We start from the raw sequence: 15708 nt of genomic DNA, 5'->3' as shown, positions 1-15708 counted from the left end.
GCGGATCGCCGAAGGAGCAGGCCATGACGACCACCGACCCCTACCGGATCACCACCGACCCCCGGACCCCGCAGCAGCGCGCCCTCTCCGGCGCCGACCCAGGGCCTGTGTCGAAAGTGGCGCCTGCCGGGCGACGCCTGGCACGCACTCTCGCCGCACCGGGCGAAAGCCCAAGTACGTCCAGTACGAGGGCTTCCGCCCGGCACGCCGAGAGCACGCACCAGACGCCGCCCGGCCCGCCCTCCGGGCGGACGACGCCACTTTCGACACAGGCCCTGGCCCGAACGACCCTCTGGGTAGTGCTGGTGATCAGCGTGGCTGGCAACATGGCGGCCTCTTACACCGGCGCCGCGACCCACATCCACCTCGCCTGCGGCGCGGTCACCGCGCTCTGCGTGACCGCGCTCGTCATCCAGCGTCTGCGGGGCCGGTGATGAGGGCGCCCTTCACGGGAACTCCCCGTACGGTCACGGGCCATACCCCCGCCATCACGCTGGCGCACGTCAGCAAGACGTATCCGGGCGGCGTACGAGCCCTGGACGACGTGTCGCTGACGGTGGCGCACGGCACCTTCCTGGCCGTGATGGGGCCCTCCGGGTCAGGCAAGAGCACGCTGATGCACTGTGCCGCCGGGCTCGACTCCCCGACCGAGGGCAGCATCGCCATCGACGGCCACGAGATCGGCGGCCTGAACGAGACCCGCCGCACCGAACTGCGCCGCGAGCGCATCGGCTTCGTGTTCCAGTCCTACAACCTCGTGCCCTCCCTCAGCATCGCCGACAACATCACCCTGCCGCTGCGCCTCGCGGGCCGCGCTCCCGACAAGGAGTGGCTGACGACGCTGGTGGAGCGGGTCGGACTGGCCGACCGGCTCAGCCACCGGCCCGCCGAGCTCTCCGGCGGCCAGCAGCAACGCGCCGCCATCGTCCGGGCGTTGGTCGCCAAGCCGGCCGTCGTGTTCGCCGACGAGCCGACCGGCGCGCTGGACCTGCGCACCGCCCACCAGGTCCTGAACCTGCTGCGCGAACTCGTCGACGAACTCCGGCAGACGGTCGTGATGGTCACCCACGACCCGGCCGCCGCCGCCCAGGCGCACCAGGCCCTGGTCATGGCCGACGGCCGGGTCACGGAGACGCTCCACCAGCCCACCGCGCCCGAACTGGCCGCCCGTCTCGTCGCGTTGGGGGAGGCGTAGATCATGTTGCATCTCGCGGTACGCATGGCCGGTCACCGGATCACCGCACTCCTCGCGGTGGCCTGCGCGGTCCTCGGCGGCGCGGCGCTCATCACCGGCACCGGCGTCCTCGCCGAGTCCGGCCTCCGCTCCCAGCTCCCCACCGGCCGCCTCGCCGGCGCGGAGGTCGTGGTCTCCAGCGACCAGAACTACCACCCCGCCGGTGACCTGCCGATCGCGCTCCCGGAGCGCGGGACGGTCCCGGCCGAGCTGGTCGACGACCTCTCCCGACTGCCGGGTGTCACCAAGGCCGTCGGCGACATCGGCTTCCCCGCCGCCCTCGTCGACGCCCGCGGCCAGGTCGTACCGGCCGAGGAACCGCAGACCGCAGGACACGGCTGGTCCTCGACGCAGCTGCTGACGGACTCGCGGGTCGACGGTGACGAACCCGCTGCGGGTGAGGTCGCCGTGGACACCGCGACCGCGCGGGCCGCCGGAGTCGAAGTCGGTGACCGCGTACGGATCGTTGCGGTGGGTCGCCCCGCCGCCGACTACCGCCTCTCCGCCGTGGTCGACGCACCCGGCGCCGGAATCCTCTTCGCCGATACGACGGCCCGGCAGCTGTCCGGCGGCGACACCGTCGATCTGGTCGCCCTGCGCACCGAACCCGGTGCCGAGGACGAGGTCGCCGCCGCGGCCCGCGACAAGGTGCAGGGCACCGGCCTGACGGTGTCCACCGGGGCCGACCGCGGCGACGTCGAGTCCCCCGGCGCCGGGGCGGCCCGCTCCCTGCTGATCCTGCTCGCCGGTTCACTGGCCGGCATCGTCCTGCTGATCATCGGCTTCGTCATGGCGAGCGCGCTGGCCGTGGCGGTCGGCGGGCAGCGGCGCGACCTCGCGCTGATGCGGGCCGTGGGCGCAACTCCCAAGCAGATACGGCGACTTGCGGCCACGCAGGCGACCCTCATCGCGGGCGTGGCCATGGTGCCGGGAGTCGCCCTCGGCTATCTGCTGGCCGGTCGGTTCCGGGATCTCCTGGTCGACCGCGGAGTGCTCCCGGACGCCCTGCCGCTGACCCTGAGCCCGATCCCCGCAGCCGCCACGATCCTGCTGCTGGGCGCCGCGGTCCAGGTGTCGGCCCGGGGTGCCGCCTGGCGCACCTCGCGCATGCCGGCCACCGAGGCGGTCGCCGAGTCCCGCAGCGAACCCCGCAACCCGTCCAAGCTCCGCACCCGTGCCGGCCTCCTGCTGATCGTCGCCGCGACCGTCCTCTCGGCCGCCCCGCTGCTGAGCCGCACGGTCCTCGGCTCCACGGCCACCTCCCTCTCCGGAATCCTCGGCGCGATCGGCCTCGCCCTCGCGGGCCCCGCACTGGTCCGGGGCCTCGGCGACACCGCGGCCCGCCGTCTGCGCCCCGGCGTCTCGGCGCCGACCTGGCTGGCGGTGTCGAACATCCGCGGGTACGCCATGCGGCTCGCGGGCGTCGTCAGTGCCCTCGCGATGGCGGTCGTGTTCGTGCTGACGTACACCTTCACGCAGACGACGGTGATGGCGGCCACCGAACAGGACGTCTCCACCGGCACCCTCGCCCAGCAGCGCCTGACCGCCCCCGGCCTCGGCGGACTGCCCGCCGACGCGCTGTCCGCCGTACGCGACACCGACGGTGTACGAGCGGCCGCCCCCGTCAGCTCCACGACCGTGGTGTGGCCGTACAAGATGTTCGGGGACGACGCGGTCGAGTCCGCCACGGCGATGATCCTCACGCCGGACGCGAGGTCGGTGCTCGACCTCGGGGTACGGGAGGGCAGTCTGGACCGGCTGACCGGGGACACCGTGGCCGTCAGCAGCGAGGTCGCGCGGATGCGCGGGGCGGAGCTGGGCAGGATCGTGCGGCTGGTGCTGGGTGACGGCACCCGTGTCGAGGCGGAGGTCGTCGCCGTCTACGACCGCGGCCTCGGCTTCGGGCCGGTGGTCCTGTCCCACAACCTCGCCGAGGGGCATACGACCGCAGGGCTGGACCAGAGCATCCTCGTCCGCACCGACGGCACCGACACGGCGGAGCGCAACCTCGCCGCCACGGCCGCGGCGCAGCCCGGCCTGGTACTCGAACCCACGGACAACGGTGACGCCGACAGCCTGAGCGAGGCCCCGCCCGAGGTCTGGATCAACCTGGCCGTCATCGTCGTACTCCTCGGCTACCTGCTGCTGAGCATCGCCAACAAGCTCGTCGCCACCACCGCCCAGCGCCGGAACGAGATCGCCACGCTCCGCCTGAACGGCACCACACCCCGCCAGATCCTCGCGATGATGCGCCGCGAGGCCGCGGTGATCGGCGCGGCGGCTCTCATCACGGGCGTGCTGCTGTCGGTGATCCCGCTGGCCCTGCTCGGTATCGGCTTCCTCGACCGCCCCTGGCCCGCGGGCCCGCCCTGGCTGCTGCCCGCCCTCGCGGTCCTGGTCGTCGGCACGGCCTTCCTCACCGTCGAACTGCCCACCCGCCAGTCGCTGCGGACGGCCCCCGCGGACGCGCTCTCGGTGCGCGAGTAGCAGCACCGCTGGAGACGGCGGACGGCGAGGCCTTCGCAGAGCTCAAACGGGTGACCGCGGCTACGGGAACGAGGGAGGCGCGACCTCGGCACCGGTGCGGCAGGTGAAGCCGAGCGCGACCATGGCCCGGGTGACCTCGGCGGCGGAGAAGTCGCGGCGGTCCTGACCTGTGACGATCTGGCCGACCTGCTTGACGGGGTACTGGCGGCGGCCGACGATCACGGACTCTCCCGTGACCGGCTCGGGCTCGACGCCCGCCATCGAGTCGATGACACCACTCTTGGTCAGCTCGAACGGGAAACGGGCGATGATGACGCGCATGATGCCTCTCAGGGGGTCAAGGGGTTGTCACGGGGAGGAGAGCGGGACGGAACTCCTGATCACGACGGCCCGGTTCAGGCCGCCGGGTCGTTGACGGACCGCCGCCGGTCCGGGTGCCGCCTCGGCCGCCCACCACGGCCCCCGCGGCGGGCCCGGGCCGCGGAAGAGGCGTCGGCCCGGGGGCGTTCCGTGGCCTGCGCGGTGATGGTGACCGGGACGCCCGAGGGTGTCCGGGCGCCGGTGATGTCGGTCAGCTCCGCGGCACCGGAACGTACGCGTGTGGTCCGGGCGTTGACTCCGGCGGCAGCCATCATCCGGCTCACCTCGCGCTGCTGGTCGGGCGTCGCCAGAGTGACGACGCTGCCGGACTCGCCGGCGCGGGCCGTACGGCCGCCACGGTGCAGGTAGTCCTTGGGGTCGGTGGGCGGATCCACGTTCACGACCAGATCGAGGTTGTCGACGTGGATACCGCGTGCCGCGACGTTCGTGGCCACCAGCACGGTCACGTGCCCGTCCTTGAACTGCGCCAGGGTCCGGGTGCGCTGGGACTGGGACCTGCCGCCGTGCAACACGGCGGCGCGCACGCCGCTGTTCAGCAGGTGCTTGGTCAGCCGGTCGGCCGCGTGCTTGGTGTCCAGGAACATGATCACCCGCCCCTCGCGGGCCGCGATCTCGGTGGTCGCCTGCCGCTTGTCCTCGGTCTGCACATGGAGAACGTGGTGCTCCATGGTGGTGACCGTGCCCGCGGACGGGTCCACCGAGTGGACCACCGGGTCGGTGAGGTAGCGGCGGACCAGCCGGTCGACGTTGCGGTCCAGGGTGGCCGAGAACAGCATCCGCTGTCCTCCGGGACGCACCTGGTCGAGCAGGGCGGTGACCTGGGGCATGAAGCCCATGTCGGTCATCTGGTCGGCCTCGTCCAGGACGGTGATGTCGACCTGGTCCAGGCGGCAGTCGCCTCGGTCGATCATGTCCTTGAGCCGTCCCGGCGTGGCGACGACGACGTCCACCCCCGCACGCAGGGCCGCGGCCTGCCGGCCGATCGACAGGCCGCCGACCACCGTGGTCAGCCGCAGCCGCACCGCCTTGGCGTAGGGGGTCAGCGCGTCGGTCACCTGCTGGGCCAGCTCACGGGTGGGGACGAGGACCAGTGCCAGCGGCTGCCGGGGCTCGGCCCGCCGGCCGGCCATACGGGACAGCAGGGCCAGTCCGAAGGCGAGGGTCTTGCCCGAGCCGGTGCGGCCACGGCCGAGTACGTCACGCCCCGCCAGGGAGTTCGGCAGGGTCGCCGCCTGGATCGGAAACGGAACGGTCACGCCGGCGGTGCCGAGCGCTGTCAGGATCGACGCCGGCATCGCGAGGTCGGCGAACGCCTCGACGGCGGGCAGCGCGGGGGTGATCGTCTCCGGCAGTGCGAATTCGCCCTGCTGGGGCACGGTAGGACGGCGTCGGGCGTTGCCCTTGCCGGTGCCGGAATGGGCGTTGCCCTTCCCGGTGCTGGATCGTGTCGTTCGCGTACGGGCCACGCGGTCGTTCGTACGCGTGCGGTTTCGGTTCATTCGAAATCTTCCTTGACGTGGCGCGCATCAAGGAATTCCCGCAGCGAATGACCAGCGCGGTGAATTGCGAGAACGAGCCTGATTGAAAGAGAAAGGGGTGTGCGAGTCCGTGCCGGGCAGAGCAACGAGCTGGGGCCCGCACCCCAAGGTGCGGGCCCCAGCTGCGAAGCAGGTGTCAGCGTCAGGCCGGAACGATGTTCTCGGCCGTCGGGCCCTTCTGGCCCTGCGCGATGTCGAAGGTCACCTTCTGGCCTTCCAGCAGCTCACGGAAGCCCTGGGTGGCGATGTTCGAGTAGTGGGCGAAGACGTCGGGGCCGCCGCCGTCCTGCGCGATGAAGCCGAAGCCCTTTTCCGCGTTGAACCACTTCACGGTGCCAGTAGCCATGTCATATCTCCTTAGGGGTGGTGCGTCGGAGTCCGCACCGTGCGGACTCCGTGTCGTCGCGATGATTACCCCGCCGGAATACAACCGGTAAGACAAAGCGCCGCCGCCGCTGCGATGGAGCGGCGGCGGCGCTGAAGTTTTGGGAACCACAACTACAACTGGGCTCGACGGTATCACGACGCGATCGGCCGTGCGCAGCACGTGATTTTTGTCCCTCTCGTCCGGAGGAGGCGAAAATCGTCTTCGCCGACAGCCTTGTTTTCGCACCGCCGGGTCGGGTGCGGGTGCCGCGCCGAGTGCGGCGACGCTCATGAGCGCCGCCGCACCGGATGTGCCGCCTCGTGGTGCTGTTGCTCAGCTGCCGGTGAGGCTGATCGCCAGGTCTGTGATGGGCAGGGGGAACTTCGGGGACACCGGTGACTCGACCGGAGTCGGTTCACCGGTGAAGAGGTTGATGCTGTAGAGCGTCGGGGTGCTCGCGCCGTACGGGGTGAGCGAGGCGAAGGCGGCGACGGAGGTCGTCTTGCCGTTGGTCAGGTAGCTGAAGATGTCCAGGCCGGCGTTGGGCTGCGCGTCGAAGCCGAGGGAGCCGACGGTGGTCAGGGGGCCGTTGTTGGCCGGCGCCTGGATGACGAGGGTGTCGTTCGTGGTGTCGATGTCGAACAGGACGGTCCCGGTGGCCGCGACGAGGTCGTTGTTGGTGTAGCCGGCGGCGGTGACGCCCCGGGCCGGGCCGGTGAGCGGGGGCGTGGTCAGGGTGGTGTCCTCGACCGTGGTGTGGTCATTGAGGTTGTGCCGCAGGTTCTGGCCGTTGTCGCTGATCACCCGGAGCCGGTCGGCCGCAGGGTTGAAGTCGAAGCCGAAGTTGGTGCCGTACAGCGGCACTTGGAGCTGGGAGACCTTGGTGACGACGACATCGGCGGTCTGCGGCGGGGTCTTGATCGTGTAGAGGCCGCCCTTGTCGCCGAGGCCGTACATCAGGCCGTTCTGGACCCGGAAGTCGATCCCGAGCAGCTTTGTGTCGCCGGACAGGCCGGTGATGAGCTGGACCCAGTCCAGCTTGTCCGGCCGGTCGGTGGTGAACGTGGCCATCAGGGTGCCGTCGCCGGTTATCCCGAAGGCCCGCAGGCTGGGGGTGGCGGCGGGGGCGGCCGAGCTGGTGCCGGGTGCGCTCACCAGGAGCGCCGCTGAGACGGACAGGACCGCGGCCGCCGCCGCGAGTCTCTTCCTGATTCCTGCATTCATCGCTGTTTCCCTCCCGTTTGATCGAACGCCAACGAATGTCATCGAATGCAATCGCAGGAGCAACGCGAATCTCTGCGAGTGCGAATTTCGAAGTGATGGCGGCTCCCATTTAGCCGCCTTCACAGCAGCTCCACAACCGGATCGGCCCACAACAGCCCCTGGATCAGCGAACTTTGCGCACCATGACAAATGTTCCGGTGGTGCAACGTCCTTCGCATCACGCGAAGTGATAAACCCCGTCCGGATTTCGTCTGTCGAGCCGCTCACCTGCGATGGCAGGCTCCCGCCCATGGGGAGCCTCTACGCCGAACTGGCCCGGCAGGCGTCGACCAACGCCCGCCGGGAGGTCGAGACGTACGCACGTGAGATTCCGGAGTTCCGTTTTCTGGATACAGACCCTCGGGCCAGGGCCGAGACCATGGAGTACTCCGTGTGGCTCCGGCGCCGGACGATCGAACTGTCCCCGGACAACAGCGAGCTGTCCGCCGACGACCTCGGCTACATCGCGGCCATCGGCGAGGTTCGGGCCGGTGCCGGAATGTCCTCGGATTCACGGCAGCGGGTGCTGCGTGTGCACACCGCGCTCATGCTGCGCGACATCCACGAGGCGACCGAGAGCCGGCGCGGCGGCGATGTCGAGGAACTCATGCGGGTGATGACCTGGTTCGCCCCGCAGGGCGACCGCGGCATCGTCGCCTACCGGCGGGGATTCGTGACGGTGCTGCGCCGCCGGCTGCCCTACGTCGAACAGGTCGCCCTGCTGGCCAGATCACTGCTGACCGGCGACCCGCTGGCCGCGGACCTCGCCCCCGCCCTCGACCTGGAACTCCCGGAATTCTGCGCCGTGACGGTGATCCGCGTGCCGGACCGTCCCGCCGGGGAGCGCGAACTGGACAACGAGATCGAGACGCTGGTGAAGGCGCACCGGGTGCCGGTCGTGTGGTGCCCGGAGGGCGGGACGCGGGGTGGTGAGCTGATCGCCGTGACTCCGGGTGCGGACGAGGAGTTACGGCCGTCCCCCGCGCCCGTGGCGGATCTCGTACGGGATTTCGCCGAGGCCCTCGGCCGTCCCTGCGCCGCAGGCACCGCCACCGCACCGCTCGCCGAACTCCCCGACGCCCTCGAACGGGCCCGCCGGATCAGCAAGGCGGCCCCACTGGGGAAGCCGTCCCCCCGGCTGCGGCCGCACACCATGGCGGACGTCTTCGTCGAACTCGCGGTCGCGGACGTGCCGTTCGTCGACACCTGGCTCCACTCCGTGGCCCGGCGTCTCGCACCCGGCCCGGACCTCGTCGTCACGCTCGACGCCTACTACGGCCACGACATGAACCGTGGCGCGGCGGCAGCCGCCCTCAACGTCCATCCGCGCACCCTCGACTACCGCCTGCGCCGGGTCCGGGAACTCACCGGCATCGATCCGGCTTCGGCACATGGCGTGCGCACGCTCAGCGCGGTTGTCAGGAGGCGGTTGTCGGGGGCGTGGGGCTGAGGGGTTGTCGGGGGTGTAGGGCTGAGCGGGCGCGTGGCGGCCGGTCCTCTTGGGCTACCGGCTGGGCCGGGCGCGGGAGTTCGCCGGTATCGATCCGGGTTCCGCGCACGGCGTACGCACGCTCAGCGCGGTCGTCACGCGGCGGCTGTCGGGTGCGTGGACCTGAGGAGGAACACGGCGGCGGCCGGCCCCTTCATCGACTTTGCCATCTCTTTACAACCCGCCTCACCCCTGCCTCGTCTCTCCGCTCGATCCGTCATTCAGGCCGCCCGCGTACCGGGCGGTCCGACGAAAGAGAGCGATTCCATGCGCCGAACTGTCCTCAGCGCCCTGGCACTTGCGTGCACCGCCGTACTGGCGAGCACCGCGCCCGCGCTCGCCGACGAGACGTCCCCGGCCCCCAGGAGGGCCGCCCCGAGTGCCGAACCGGCCCGGGACGCGAGTGCGAGCGCCGAGCCGACCCGGGACGCGTCCCCCGTTCCCTCGGCTCGCGACACCGGACCGACCAGGGCCCCGTCGGACCAGGTCTCCGTCGTACCGAGCGGCGCGCCCGACACCGGAGTGGCGTCGGAGAACTCGGGGCCCGGGGCCGGGCTCATCGGCGGCGGCACTGCCGCGCTGCTCGGCCTGGGCGGCGCGGCGGTCTTCGTCGTACGCCGGCGGGCGACCGGGGCATGACCCCGCCGCTCTCCAGGCGCGCGTTCGCCACGGCGGCGGGCGCGCTGACGGCCTCGCTGGTCGCGGGCTGCGGCGGCGGGACCGCCGGGACCGACCGGACCGACGGGACCGACCAGGGCGCCGGCAGCGCACCGCCGTCCTCGTCCGCCCCCGCGAAGGCGACCGGCCGTTCGGTTCCCGTCCGGCTGCGGATCCCGGCCATCGGGGTCGACACCCCGGTCATCCGGCTGGGGCTGGCGGCGGACGGCACGGTGGAGGTGCCGCCGATCACCGCGGACGACCGGGCGGGCTGGTACGGGCACTCGCCGGTGCCGGGTCAGGTCGGCCCGTCGGTGCTCCTCGGCCATGTCACGGTCGGCGAGTACGGCGACGGAGTCTTCCGCCGTCTCGGCGAGCTGCACCGCGGCGACCGGATCGAGGCGCGCCTGGGGAACGGAACGAGGGCGGAGTTCGCCGTGAGCGCCGTACGGACGGTGGCCAAGGCCGACTTCCCGACCAACGAGGTCTACGGCGACGTGGACCGCCCCGAGCTGCGGCTGGTCACCTGCGGCGGCCCCAGGAGCGGAACCGAGTACCGCGACAACGTGATCGTCTTCGCCGCGCCGAGCACCTGAGAAGGATCCGGGCCGACGGAACGTACGCCGACGGCCCGGCATCCTTCCTTACGACCGCCCCCCACGACGATGGAGAGCGTTGAAACCCTCCCGTGACAAGGCAGCATCCGAGCTGTTCGCGGCCCTCTACCCGCGGCTGGCCGGCTGGTGCCGCCGTCTCGTCGACGACGACGAGACGGCGCACGAGATCGCGTCGGAGGCGTTCGCCCGGCTGTGGGCCCGCTGGACGAAGGTGGAGGAGCCCCGCGGGTTCCTCTTTGTCACGGCGGCCAACCTCGTCCGGGACCACTGGCGCAAGCTGGAGCGCGAGCGCAAGGCCGTGCGCCGCGTCACCAACGAAGCGGCGGTCCGCCCCCACGACGAACAGACGGACCCGTCCGTACGGCTGCTCGTGCAGTCCCTGCCGGAACGACTGCGCGTGCCCATCCTTCTCCACTACTACGCTGACATGCCGGTCCGGGAGGTGTCCGTGCTGACCGGACGCAAGGAAGGAACCGTCAAGGCCGACCTGCACGCGGCCCGCGAACTGCTCCGCGTCCATCTGAGGAGAAGCCTTGACCACACGCCTTGACGAGGACCCGGAGTTCGGACCGGACGACCCCCTCGCGGTGATCCTCCGCCCCGCCTCCGAGCACCTCGCCCCGCCGCCGGGGCGCTACGAGTCGATCCGCCGCACCGCGTCCCGCCGCCGGCTGTTCCGCGCCGCGGCCGGGGCGGGCCTGACCTGCGCGGTCGCCACCCTCATCGCGCTGCCGGTCCAGCTGGCCGGGTCCGAGGCCCCCGCACGTCCGACGGTCCCGCTCGCACCGCCGCCCGCGAGCGGTCGTACGACACCGCCGACCACCCAGCCGGTCTCGCCCGTGCCCTCGAAGTCCCCCGAGGACCTCCGCCCCAGCCGGGACCCCGCCGCCACCGACATCTCCCGCCCACCGAGCGCCACGGCGGTCCCCACACCTGGCTCCGTACGGGATTCGCCGAGCCGGGGCGTCCCATCGGAGGCGAGCCCGCGGTCCTAGGAGTGGTGCGGAGTGGCCGCTTAGTGCTCCGCTGGGTGGGCGGTTGCTTGTCCGCGGGCCGGTGGGGGCTTGTCGCTCCCCCACTCTCGGCTTCGCTCGAGCGGGGGGACCCCCATCGCGGCGGAGCCGCATATCGATTCAGCCCCGCGCCCCTTATGGGGCGCTACCGCACCGGACTTGACCAAGGCCGCCTCAGAGGCCGAACTCCTGGGGGGACAGGCCGAGTGCCGCGCACGCCTCGCGCAGGACCTGCTCCTCGGCCGGTGCGATGTATCCGTCCGCGCCCGCGACGACGAAGCCGGTCTGGACGACGGCCCGGGCCTCCGTCGGCTTCTTCGCGGCCTTGGCGATCTCCTGCATGGCTTCTGCCTTGCCCTGCTGGAAGTTGACCGCCATCTGGTCGACGTGCTTGTTGAACCGCGTCCGGAGCTGGTCGGGCGGGAAGTTCTGAAGGACGTCGTTGCTCACGATCAGCGACTCCACGTGCTGTCGCTCGGCCGGGTCGACATTTCCGTCTGCGGCGGCGACCAGGGCGCACATGGCCATGCTCGCGTCCCGGTAGGCACCGCTCTTCAACTCCGTCTTGAGAGAGGTGAGCTGGGTCTTGAGCGTGCTCACCAGCTGCGCCTTCGATCCCCCGCGGGATCCCGCACCCGGCCGCCCGAGCCCGCCGGAGCCGCGCGACCCCTGCGACTGCTGAAGACCCTTGGCCTGGTCCTTGATCCGATCCCACATCGCCATGCGTGCCACCTCGGCTTGAGCCCATGTCGTTCCGTCCTCCTGGGAACGCCTCCCCACACCCCGAAGTTCCAAGCGTGCCATGTACATGACCCACTTTCTCCGGTAAGCAGTGGGGCGGAGGTGGCAGAAGTTGCAGTCCTGGCGGTTGATCACTCCTGTGAATGTGGCTGATCTGCGGCTGTCGAACGGAGTATCGATCCAGCATGTGGGCCTCGTATCGGCCACACAGGAAGTGACTGATTGTCCATGTGCTCCACCGTCTGCCCGCCGGGCAATGGCCTGATGGGTGGGCGCATGTCCGGATCGGTTGAACCTTGTTCAATGCTGAACGGTTTCTCTCCGTAACATGCCTGGTCGGGATCAAGTACTGTTCCGTATCGCACAGTTGGGGCGGAACGCAAGGTACCGCTTTTCGGTCAACCCTCCATGGTGATCTTGGCTGGGATGGATCGATAAGTAGACACTCTTTTGGGCGGTCGGCCCTGGGGCGAGGAACCACTGCCCGACGAATGACCTCCGGTTCCGCTTGGATCCGGCGGCAGCGTGCAGGAGGGTTTGTGGAACGCTACTTTTTCACCAGCACGTGGCACGAAGACCTGCGACGAACGGTGCGCGAGTTCGCCGAGCGGGAAGTACGGCCCCGGATAGCGGAGATGGAGACTTCGCGAGCCGTGGCACACGAACTGTCCCGGCTCATCGCCCGGCAGGGCTGGATCGGCGTGACCATCGACAAGATGTACGGCGGAATGGGCGCCGGACACCTGGCCAAGACCATCATCATCGAGGAACTCGCCCGCGTCAGCGGGGCCATGGGGGCCATGGTGCAGGCCTCCCAGCTGGGAGTCGCCAAGATCATTCACTTCGGCGACGAACTCCAGAGGCGCACCTGGCTGCCGCGTATCGCCGCGGGCGACTGCCTGCCGACGATCGCGGTCACCGAACTGGAGTCGGGCGGCCATGTTCTGGGGATGAGCAGCACCGCCGTCCGCGACGGCGACGACTACATCCTGAACGGGCACAAGGTCTTCGTCGGCAACAGCCACGTCGGCGACGTGCACGGAGTGGTCGTACGCACCGGCGAGGGCGCCAAGGGACTGTCGGCCTTCCTCGTCGAGGCGGACCGCCCCGGCTTCTCACTCGCCGAACACCAGCCGGCCATGGGCCTGCACGGCTTCAGTTTCGGCAAGCTGATCTTCGACAACCTCCGGATACCCGCGGCGAACCGGCTCGGCGCGGAGGGCCAGGGCCTGTCCGTCGCCTACTCGTCCAGCATCCTCTACGGCCGCCCCAACCTCACCGCCGTATCCCTCGGCATCCACCAGGCCGTCCTGGAGGAGACCACCGCGGTGTGCATCGAGCGTGAGCGGTACGGCGCACCACTCGGCGCACTCAACAGCATCAAGCTCAAGCTGGGCAGGATGAAGTCCCGGCTGATGACGGCCCGGCTGGCCGCGTATCACGCCGTGCACCTGCTCGACCAGGGGCTGCCGTGCGACGCGGAGCTGATGAACGCCAAGTTCCTCAACCACGAGTCCGCCGTCGAGTCGGCCACCGAGGCGATGGAGATCCATGCCGCGGCAGGCCTGTTCACCGACCGCCCGGTGGAGCGCTACCTTCGCGACGCCCACCACATCTACGCCCCCGCCGGCACCTCCGACATCCAGCTGCTCCGCCTGGGCGAGGTAGCCCTCGGCACCTCGAAGGGCCAGTGGTCCGAGCGCCTGGCCGACCTCGTACGCCACTCCAGGCAAGACCAACTGGAGCCGGCAGCAGGCTGATCCAAAGGGAGCCCCGGACACAAAGAGGTGCCCGCGGCTCCCACACGTACGCCAGCAGAAGCGCCCCGAAAGGGGCGCGGGGAACGGCGCGACCAGCCCCCACAGACCCGCAGCCGAAAAACTGCCTACCCGCGGAGCTCCCTCGCATGGATCCGCTCAACCAGCTCCTGCGCCAGCGACTTGATGGTGGCCAGCCCCTCCCGCCCCCACGGATGGGTGTCCGTGTCCACCACACAGATCGTCCCCAGCGCCATCCCGGTCTTCCAGTCGATCAGCGGCGCACCCATGTAGGAGCGGATGCCGATCTCGTCGACGACACGGTTGCCGGCAAACCGGGGATAGTCGCAGACATCCTCAAGTACCAGCGCCTTCTTGCGCACGACGACATGCGGGCAGTACCCCTGGTCCCGCGTCATCGTGCGGCCGACCTCCTGCGGCGCCGTGTCCAGTTGCACTCCGGGCCGGCCGGCGGCGTAGAGCCCGGCGAAGTACTGGCGGTTCTCGTCGATGAAGTTGACCATCGAGAAGGGCGCGCCGGTGACCTGGGCCAGGTTGCGTGCGAACTCGTCGAACTCCGGGATCGGGGCGTCCCCGATGCCGAGCTCGCGCAGCCGCGCCACCCGGGCGGGGGCGTCCCGGTCCTCGGGGGTCAGCAGCAGATGGCTGGTCGGGTCGAACGCCGACGGGGCATTCGGGGGCGTGTAGGGAACCGGGGCTGACATGCAGGCTCCATTCGGCCGCGCTGAGCGTGCCTCAGCGCAGCGGGTTGAGTTCCGCGGGCGATGTGCCGGGATTCGAGGCGAGCAGGTGCTGTACGAGTGCGATCAGTACGCGGGTTGCGGAGTTGCACTGCCGTGCGTCGCACATCACGACGGGTATCTCCGGCTTGAGGGCGAGGGCCGCGCGAACCTCCTCGGCCTCGTAGCGATAGCCGTTGTCGAACTCGTTGACGGCCACGATGAAGCCGATGCCGCGCCGTTCGAAGAAGTCGACGGCGGCGAAGCAGTGGTCCAGCCGGCGGGTGTCCGCGAGGACGACCGCGCCCAGCGCCCCGTTGGACAGCTCGTCCCACATGAACCAGAACCGTTCCTGCCCGGGCGTACCGAACAGATACAGCACATGGTCCTTGTCCAGGGCCAGCCGGCCGAAGTCCATCGCCACGGTGGTGGTCGTCTTGTCCTCGATGCCCACCAGGCTGTCCGTGCGGGCGCTGACCTGGGTCAGCAGTTCCTCCGTGGAGAGCGGTTCGATCTCGCTGACCGCTCCGACGAAGGTGGTCTTGCCGACCCCGAAGCCTCCCGCGACGAGGATCTTCAGGGCGGTGGGAAAGGGGTCAGAGCCGCTATAGGGGTCAGAGCCGCTTTCGAAGGCCATGCAGCACCGCCTCCAGGATGTTTCGGTCGGTCGGGGAAGCTGCCTCGACGGGACGCGGCGACCGCATGGCGAGCGCCTGGTGCGTCACGAGGTCGGACAGCAGGACTTTGGTGATGACGGCGGGCAGCCGCAGATGAGCGGCCACCTCGGCGACCGACACCGGCGCGTCGCACAGGGCGAGGACCTGGTCGTAGTCGGGGCCGAGGTAGGTCTGGGGCCGGACGCCGGTGGCGATGACGAGCGTGAGCAGGTCGAAATGGGCCGAGGGACGGGTGCGACCGTTGCTGACGGTGTACGGCCGGACTAAGCGCCCGGCCTCGTCATCGAGCCACGACCCGTCCTCGGCGTCCGACATCCTCAACGCCCCGTGTCCGGCGAGGCGCCGGAGACCTGCTGCCGGGCCGGGGTGGCGAGATACGGGCGCACGCTCTTGACCAGCATGGCCATCTCGTAGCCGAGTACGGCCGCGTCGGCGTCCCGCTCGGCCAGCACGGCCAGACAGGCGCCCGAGCCCGCCGCGCAGACGAACAGCAGGGCGGTGTCCAACTCCACGACCACCTGCCGTACGTCCGCTCCCTGGGCGAACTGCACGCCCGCGCTGCGCGCCAGGGAGTGCAGACCGGACGCCAGGGCGGCCAGGTGTTCCGCTTCGGTCGGTGTCTCGAACCCGTCAAAGGCCTTCGCCAGTCCGTCGGAGGACAGCAGCAGGGCGCTGCGGGTGTAGGGGACCCTCTGGACGAGGCCGGCCAGAAGCCAGTCCAAGTTCTTCTGCTGGCCGGCATACATG

Annotated in this window: 18 protein-coding genes; 9 read left to right on the top strand and 9 right to left on the bottom strand. The window is 70.4% G+C overall.

Features of this window, described 5'->3' with window-relative positions; genetic code table 11:
- Positions 1–23 precede the first annotated feature (23 nt).
- From KCH87_RS48915 to KCH87_RS08330, 3 genes are read left to right on the top strand one after another with little or no spacing between them, the layout of a single operon-like run.
- Positions 24–434, top strand: a complete 411-nt coding sequence (locus KCH87_RS48915; protein ID WP_247195892.1) for a hypothetical protein — start codon at positions 24–26, stop codon at positions 432–434.
- Complete coding sequence (locus tag KCH87_RS08335; protein WP_210585267.1) at positions 434–1195, top strand: ABC transporter ATP-binding protein; 762 nt, start codon at positions 434–436, stop codon at positions 1193–1195. The genes KCH87_RS48915 and KCH87_RS08335 overlap by 1 nt, the downstream gene beginning before the upstream one ends.
- A 3-nt stretch (positions 1196–1198) precedes the next feature.
- Positions 1199–3721 carry an FtsX-like permease family protein gene (locus KCH87_RS08330; protein WP_210585266.1) on the top strand — a complete coding sequence of 841 codons (2523 nt, stop codon included), beginning with the start codon at positions 1199–1201 and terminating at the stop codon, positions 3719–3721.
- A gap of 60 nt (positions 3722–3781) precedes the next feature.
- On the opposite strand, the gene KCH87_RS08325 is transcribed toward KCH87_RS08330, so the two are convergent.
- The 4 genes from KCH87_RS08325 to KCH87_RS08310 all read right to left on the bottom strand — a co-directional run bounded on the left by KCH87_RS08325 (position 3782) and on the right by KCH87_RS08310 (position 7231).
- Entirely contained in the window at positions 3782–4042 is a 261-nt protein-coding gene (locus tag KCH87_RS08325; RefSeq protein ID WP_210585265.1) for an SCO5918 family protein, read from the bottom strand.
- Between the two features lie 74 nt (positions 4043–4116).
- The gene (locus KCH87_RS08320; protein WP_210585264.1) at positions 4117–5601 is read right to left on the bottom strand and encodes a DEAD/DEAH box helicase; all 1485 of its coding nucleotides are present in this window, start codon (positions 5599–5601) and stop codon (positions 4117–4119) included.
- Between the two features lie 181 nt (positions 5602–5782).
- Complete coding sequence (locus KCH87_RS08315; protein WP_210585263.1) at positions 5783–5986, bottom strand: cold-shock protein; 204 nt, start codon at positions 5984–5986, stop codon at positions 5783–5785.
- Positions 5987–6340: 354 nt separating this feature from the next.
- Positions 6341–7231, bottom strand: coding sequence for a DUF4394 domain-containing protein (locus tag KCH87_RS08310; protein WP_210585262.1), 891 nt, complete (start codon positions 7229–7231; stop codon positions 6341–6343).
- A 289-nt stretch (positions 7232–7520) separates the two neighbouring features.
- Here KCH87_RS08310 and KCH87_RS08305 point away from each other — a divergent pair, with 289 nt between their 5' ends.
- From KCH87_RS08305 to KCH87_RS08285, 5 genes are all read left to right on the top strand, one after another.
- Positions 7521–8720, top strand: a complete 1200-nt coding sequence (locus KCH87_RS08305) for a CdaR family transcriptional regulator (RefSeq protein ID WP_210585261.1) — start codon at positions 7521–7523, stop codon at positions 8718–8720.
- A gap of 306 nt (positions 8721–9026) precedes the next feature.
- Positions 9027–9398 (top strand): Tat pathway signal sequence domain protein, encoded by a 372-nt coding sequence (locus tag KCH87_RS08300; protein ID WP_210585260.1) that lies wholly within the window; start codon positions 9027–9029, stop codon positions 9396–9398.
- Entirely contained in the window at positions 9395–10012 is a 618-nt protein-coding gene (locus tag KCH87_RS08295) for a class F sortase (protein WP_210585259.1), read from the top strand. Before KCH87_RS08300 ends, KCH87_RS08295 begins: the two co-directional genes overlap by 4 nt.
- Positions 10013–10091: 79 nt before the next feature.
- Positions 10092–10583: an RNA polymerase sigma factor gene (locus KCH87_RS08290; RefSeq protein ID WP_210585258.1), complete on the top strand. Its 492-nt coding sequence runs from the start codon at positions 10092–10094 to the stop codon at positions 10581–10583.
- Positions 10567–11028, top strand: coding sequence for a hypothetical protein (locus KCH87_RS08285; RefSeq protein WP_210585257.1), 462 nt, complete (start codon positions 10567–10569; stop codon positions 11026–11028). Before KCH87_RS08290 ends, KCH87_RS08285 begins: the two co-directional genes overlap by 17 nt.
- A 192-nt stretch (positions 11029–11220) precedes the next feature.
- Here KCH87_RS08285 and KCH87_RS08280 read toward each other — a convergent pair whose 3' ends face one another.
- A complete protein-coding gene (locus tag KCH87_RS08280; protein ID WP_210585256.1) occupies positions 11221–11769 on the bottom strand; it encodes a tellurite resistance TerB family protein in 549 nt (182 codons plus the stop codon).
- Positions 11770–12326: 557 nt separating this feature from the next.
- Between KCH87_RS08280 and KCH87_RS08275 the strand changes: the two genes are divergently transcribed.
- Complete coding sequence (locus KCH87_RS08275; RefSeq protein ID WP_308298779.1) at positions 12327–13547, top strand: acyl-CoA dehydrogenase family protein; 1221 nt, start codon at positions 12327–12329, stop codon at positions 13545–13547.
- Between the two features lie 125 nt (positions 13548–13672).
- On the opposite strand, the gene KCH87_RS08270 is transcribed toward KCH87_RS08275, so the two are convergent.
- From KCH87_RS08270 to KCH87_RS08255, 4 genes are read right to left on the bottom strand one after another with little or no spacing between them, the layout of a single operon-like run.
- Positions 13673–14269, bottom strand: coding sequence for a GAF domain-containing protein (locus KCH87_RS08270; protein ID WP_210585254.1), 597 nt, complete (start codon positions 14267–14269; stop codon positions 13673–13675).
- A gap of 31 nt (positions 14270–14300) precedes the next feature.
- Positions 14301–14921, bottom strand: a complete 621-nt coding sequence (locus KCH87_RS08265) for an ATP/GTP-binding protein (protein ID WP_210585253.1) — start codon at positions 14919–14921, stop codon at positions 14301–14303.
- Complete coding sequence (locus KCH87_RS08260) at positions 14899–15276, bottom strand: DUF742 domain-containing protein (protein WP_210585252.1); 378 nt, start codon at positions 15274–15276, stop codon at positions 14899–14901. The genes KCH87_RS08265 and KCH87_RS08260 overlap by 23 nt, the downstream gene beginning before the upstream one ends.
- A gap of 2 nt (positions 15277–15278) precedes the next feature.
- On the bottom strand, positions 15279–15707 hold the full coding sequence (locus tag KCH87_RS08255) for a roadblock/LC7 domain-containing protein (protein WP_210585475.1): 429 nt from the start codon (positions 15705–15707) through the stop codon (positions 15279–15281).
- Between the last annotated feature and the right edge of the window lies 1 nt (position 15708).

It is taken from the genome of Streptomyces sp. GESEQ-35, from assembly GCF_017948485.1.
Classification (GTDB): Bacteria; Actinomycetota; Actinomycetes; order Streptomycetales; family Streptomycetaceae; genus Streptomyces.
The sequence above is the reverse complement of the archived record's forward strand: the minus strand, read 5'-3'. Positions and strand labels throughout refer to the sequence as shown.

Coding starts and splice junctions, on each gene's coding strand:
- KCH87_RS08260 (WP_210585252.1), bottom strand. CDS start 15,276: ATGTCGGACGCCGAGGACGGGTCGTGGCTCGATGACGAGGCCGGGCGC.
- KCH87_RS08305 (WP_210585261.1), top strand. CDS start 7,521: ATGGGGAGCCTCTACGCCGAACTGGCCCGGCAGGCGTCGACCAACGCC.
- KCH87_RS08295 (WP_210585259.1), top strand. CDS start 9,395: ATGACCCCGCCGCTCTCCAGGCGCGCGTTCGCCACGGCGGCGGGCGCG.
- KCH87_RS08300 (WP_210585260.1), top strand. CDS start 9,027: ATGCGCCGAACTGTCCTCAGCGCCCTGGCACTTGCGTGCACCGCCGTA.
- KCH87_RS08315 (WP_210585263.1), bottom strand. CDS start 5,986: ATGGCTACTGGCACCGTGAAGTGGTTCAACGCGGAAAAGGGCTTCGGC.
- KCH87_RS08280 (WP_210585256.1), bottom strand. CDS start 11,769: ATGGCGATGTGGGATCGGATCAAGGACCAGGCCAAGGGTCTTCAGCAG.
- KCH87_RS08320 (WP_210585264.1), bottom strand. CDS start 5,601: ATGAACCGAAACCGCACGCGTACGAACGACCGCGTGGCCCGTACGCGA.
- KCH87_RS08310 (WP_210585262.1), bottom strand. CDS start 7,231: ATGAATGCAGGAATCAGGAAGAGACTCGCGGCGGCGGCCGCGGTCCTG.
- KCH87_RS08255 (WP_210585475.1), bottom strand. CDS start 15,707: ATGTATGCCGGCCAGCAGAAGAACTTGGACTGGCTTCTGGCCGGCCTC.
- KCH87_RS08270 (WP_210585254.1), bottom strand. CDS start 14,269: ATGTCAGCCCCGGTTCCCTACACGCCCCCGAATGCCCCGTCGGCGTTC.
- KCH87_RS08265 (WP_210585253.1), bottom strand. CDS start 14,921: ATGGCCTTCGAAAGCGGCTCTGACCCCTATAGCGGCTCTGACCCCTTT.
- KCH87_RS08335 (WP_210585267.1), top strand. CDS start 434: ATGAGGGCGCCCTTCACGGGAACTCCCCGTACGGTCACGGGCCATACC.
- KCH87_RS48915 (WP_247195892.1), top strand. CDS start 24: ATGACGACCACCGACCCCTACCGGATCACCACCGACCCCCGGACCCCG.
- KCH87_RS08330 (WP_210585266.1), top strand. CDS start 1,199: ATGTTGCATCTCGCGGTACGCATGGCCGGTCACCGGATCACCGCACTC.
- KCH87_RS08325 (WP_210585265.1), bottom strand. CDS start 4,042: ATGCGCGTCATCATCGCCCGTTTCCCGTTCGAGCTGACCAAGAGTGGT.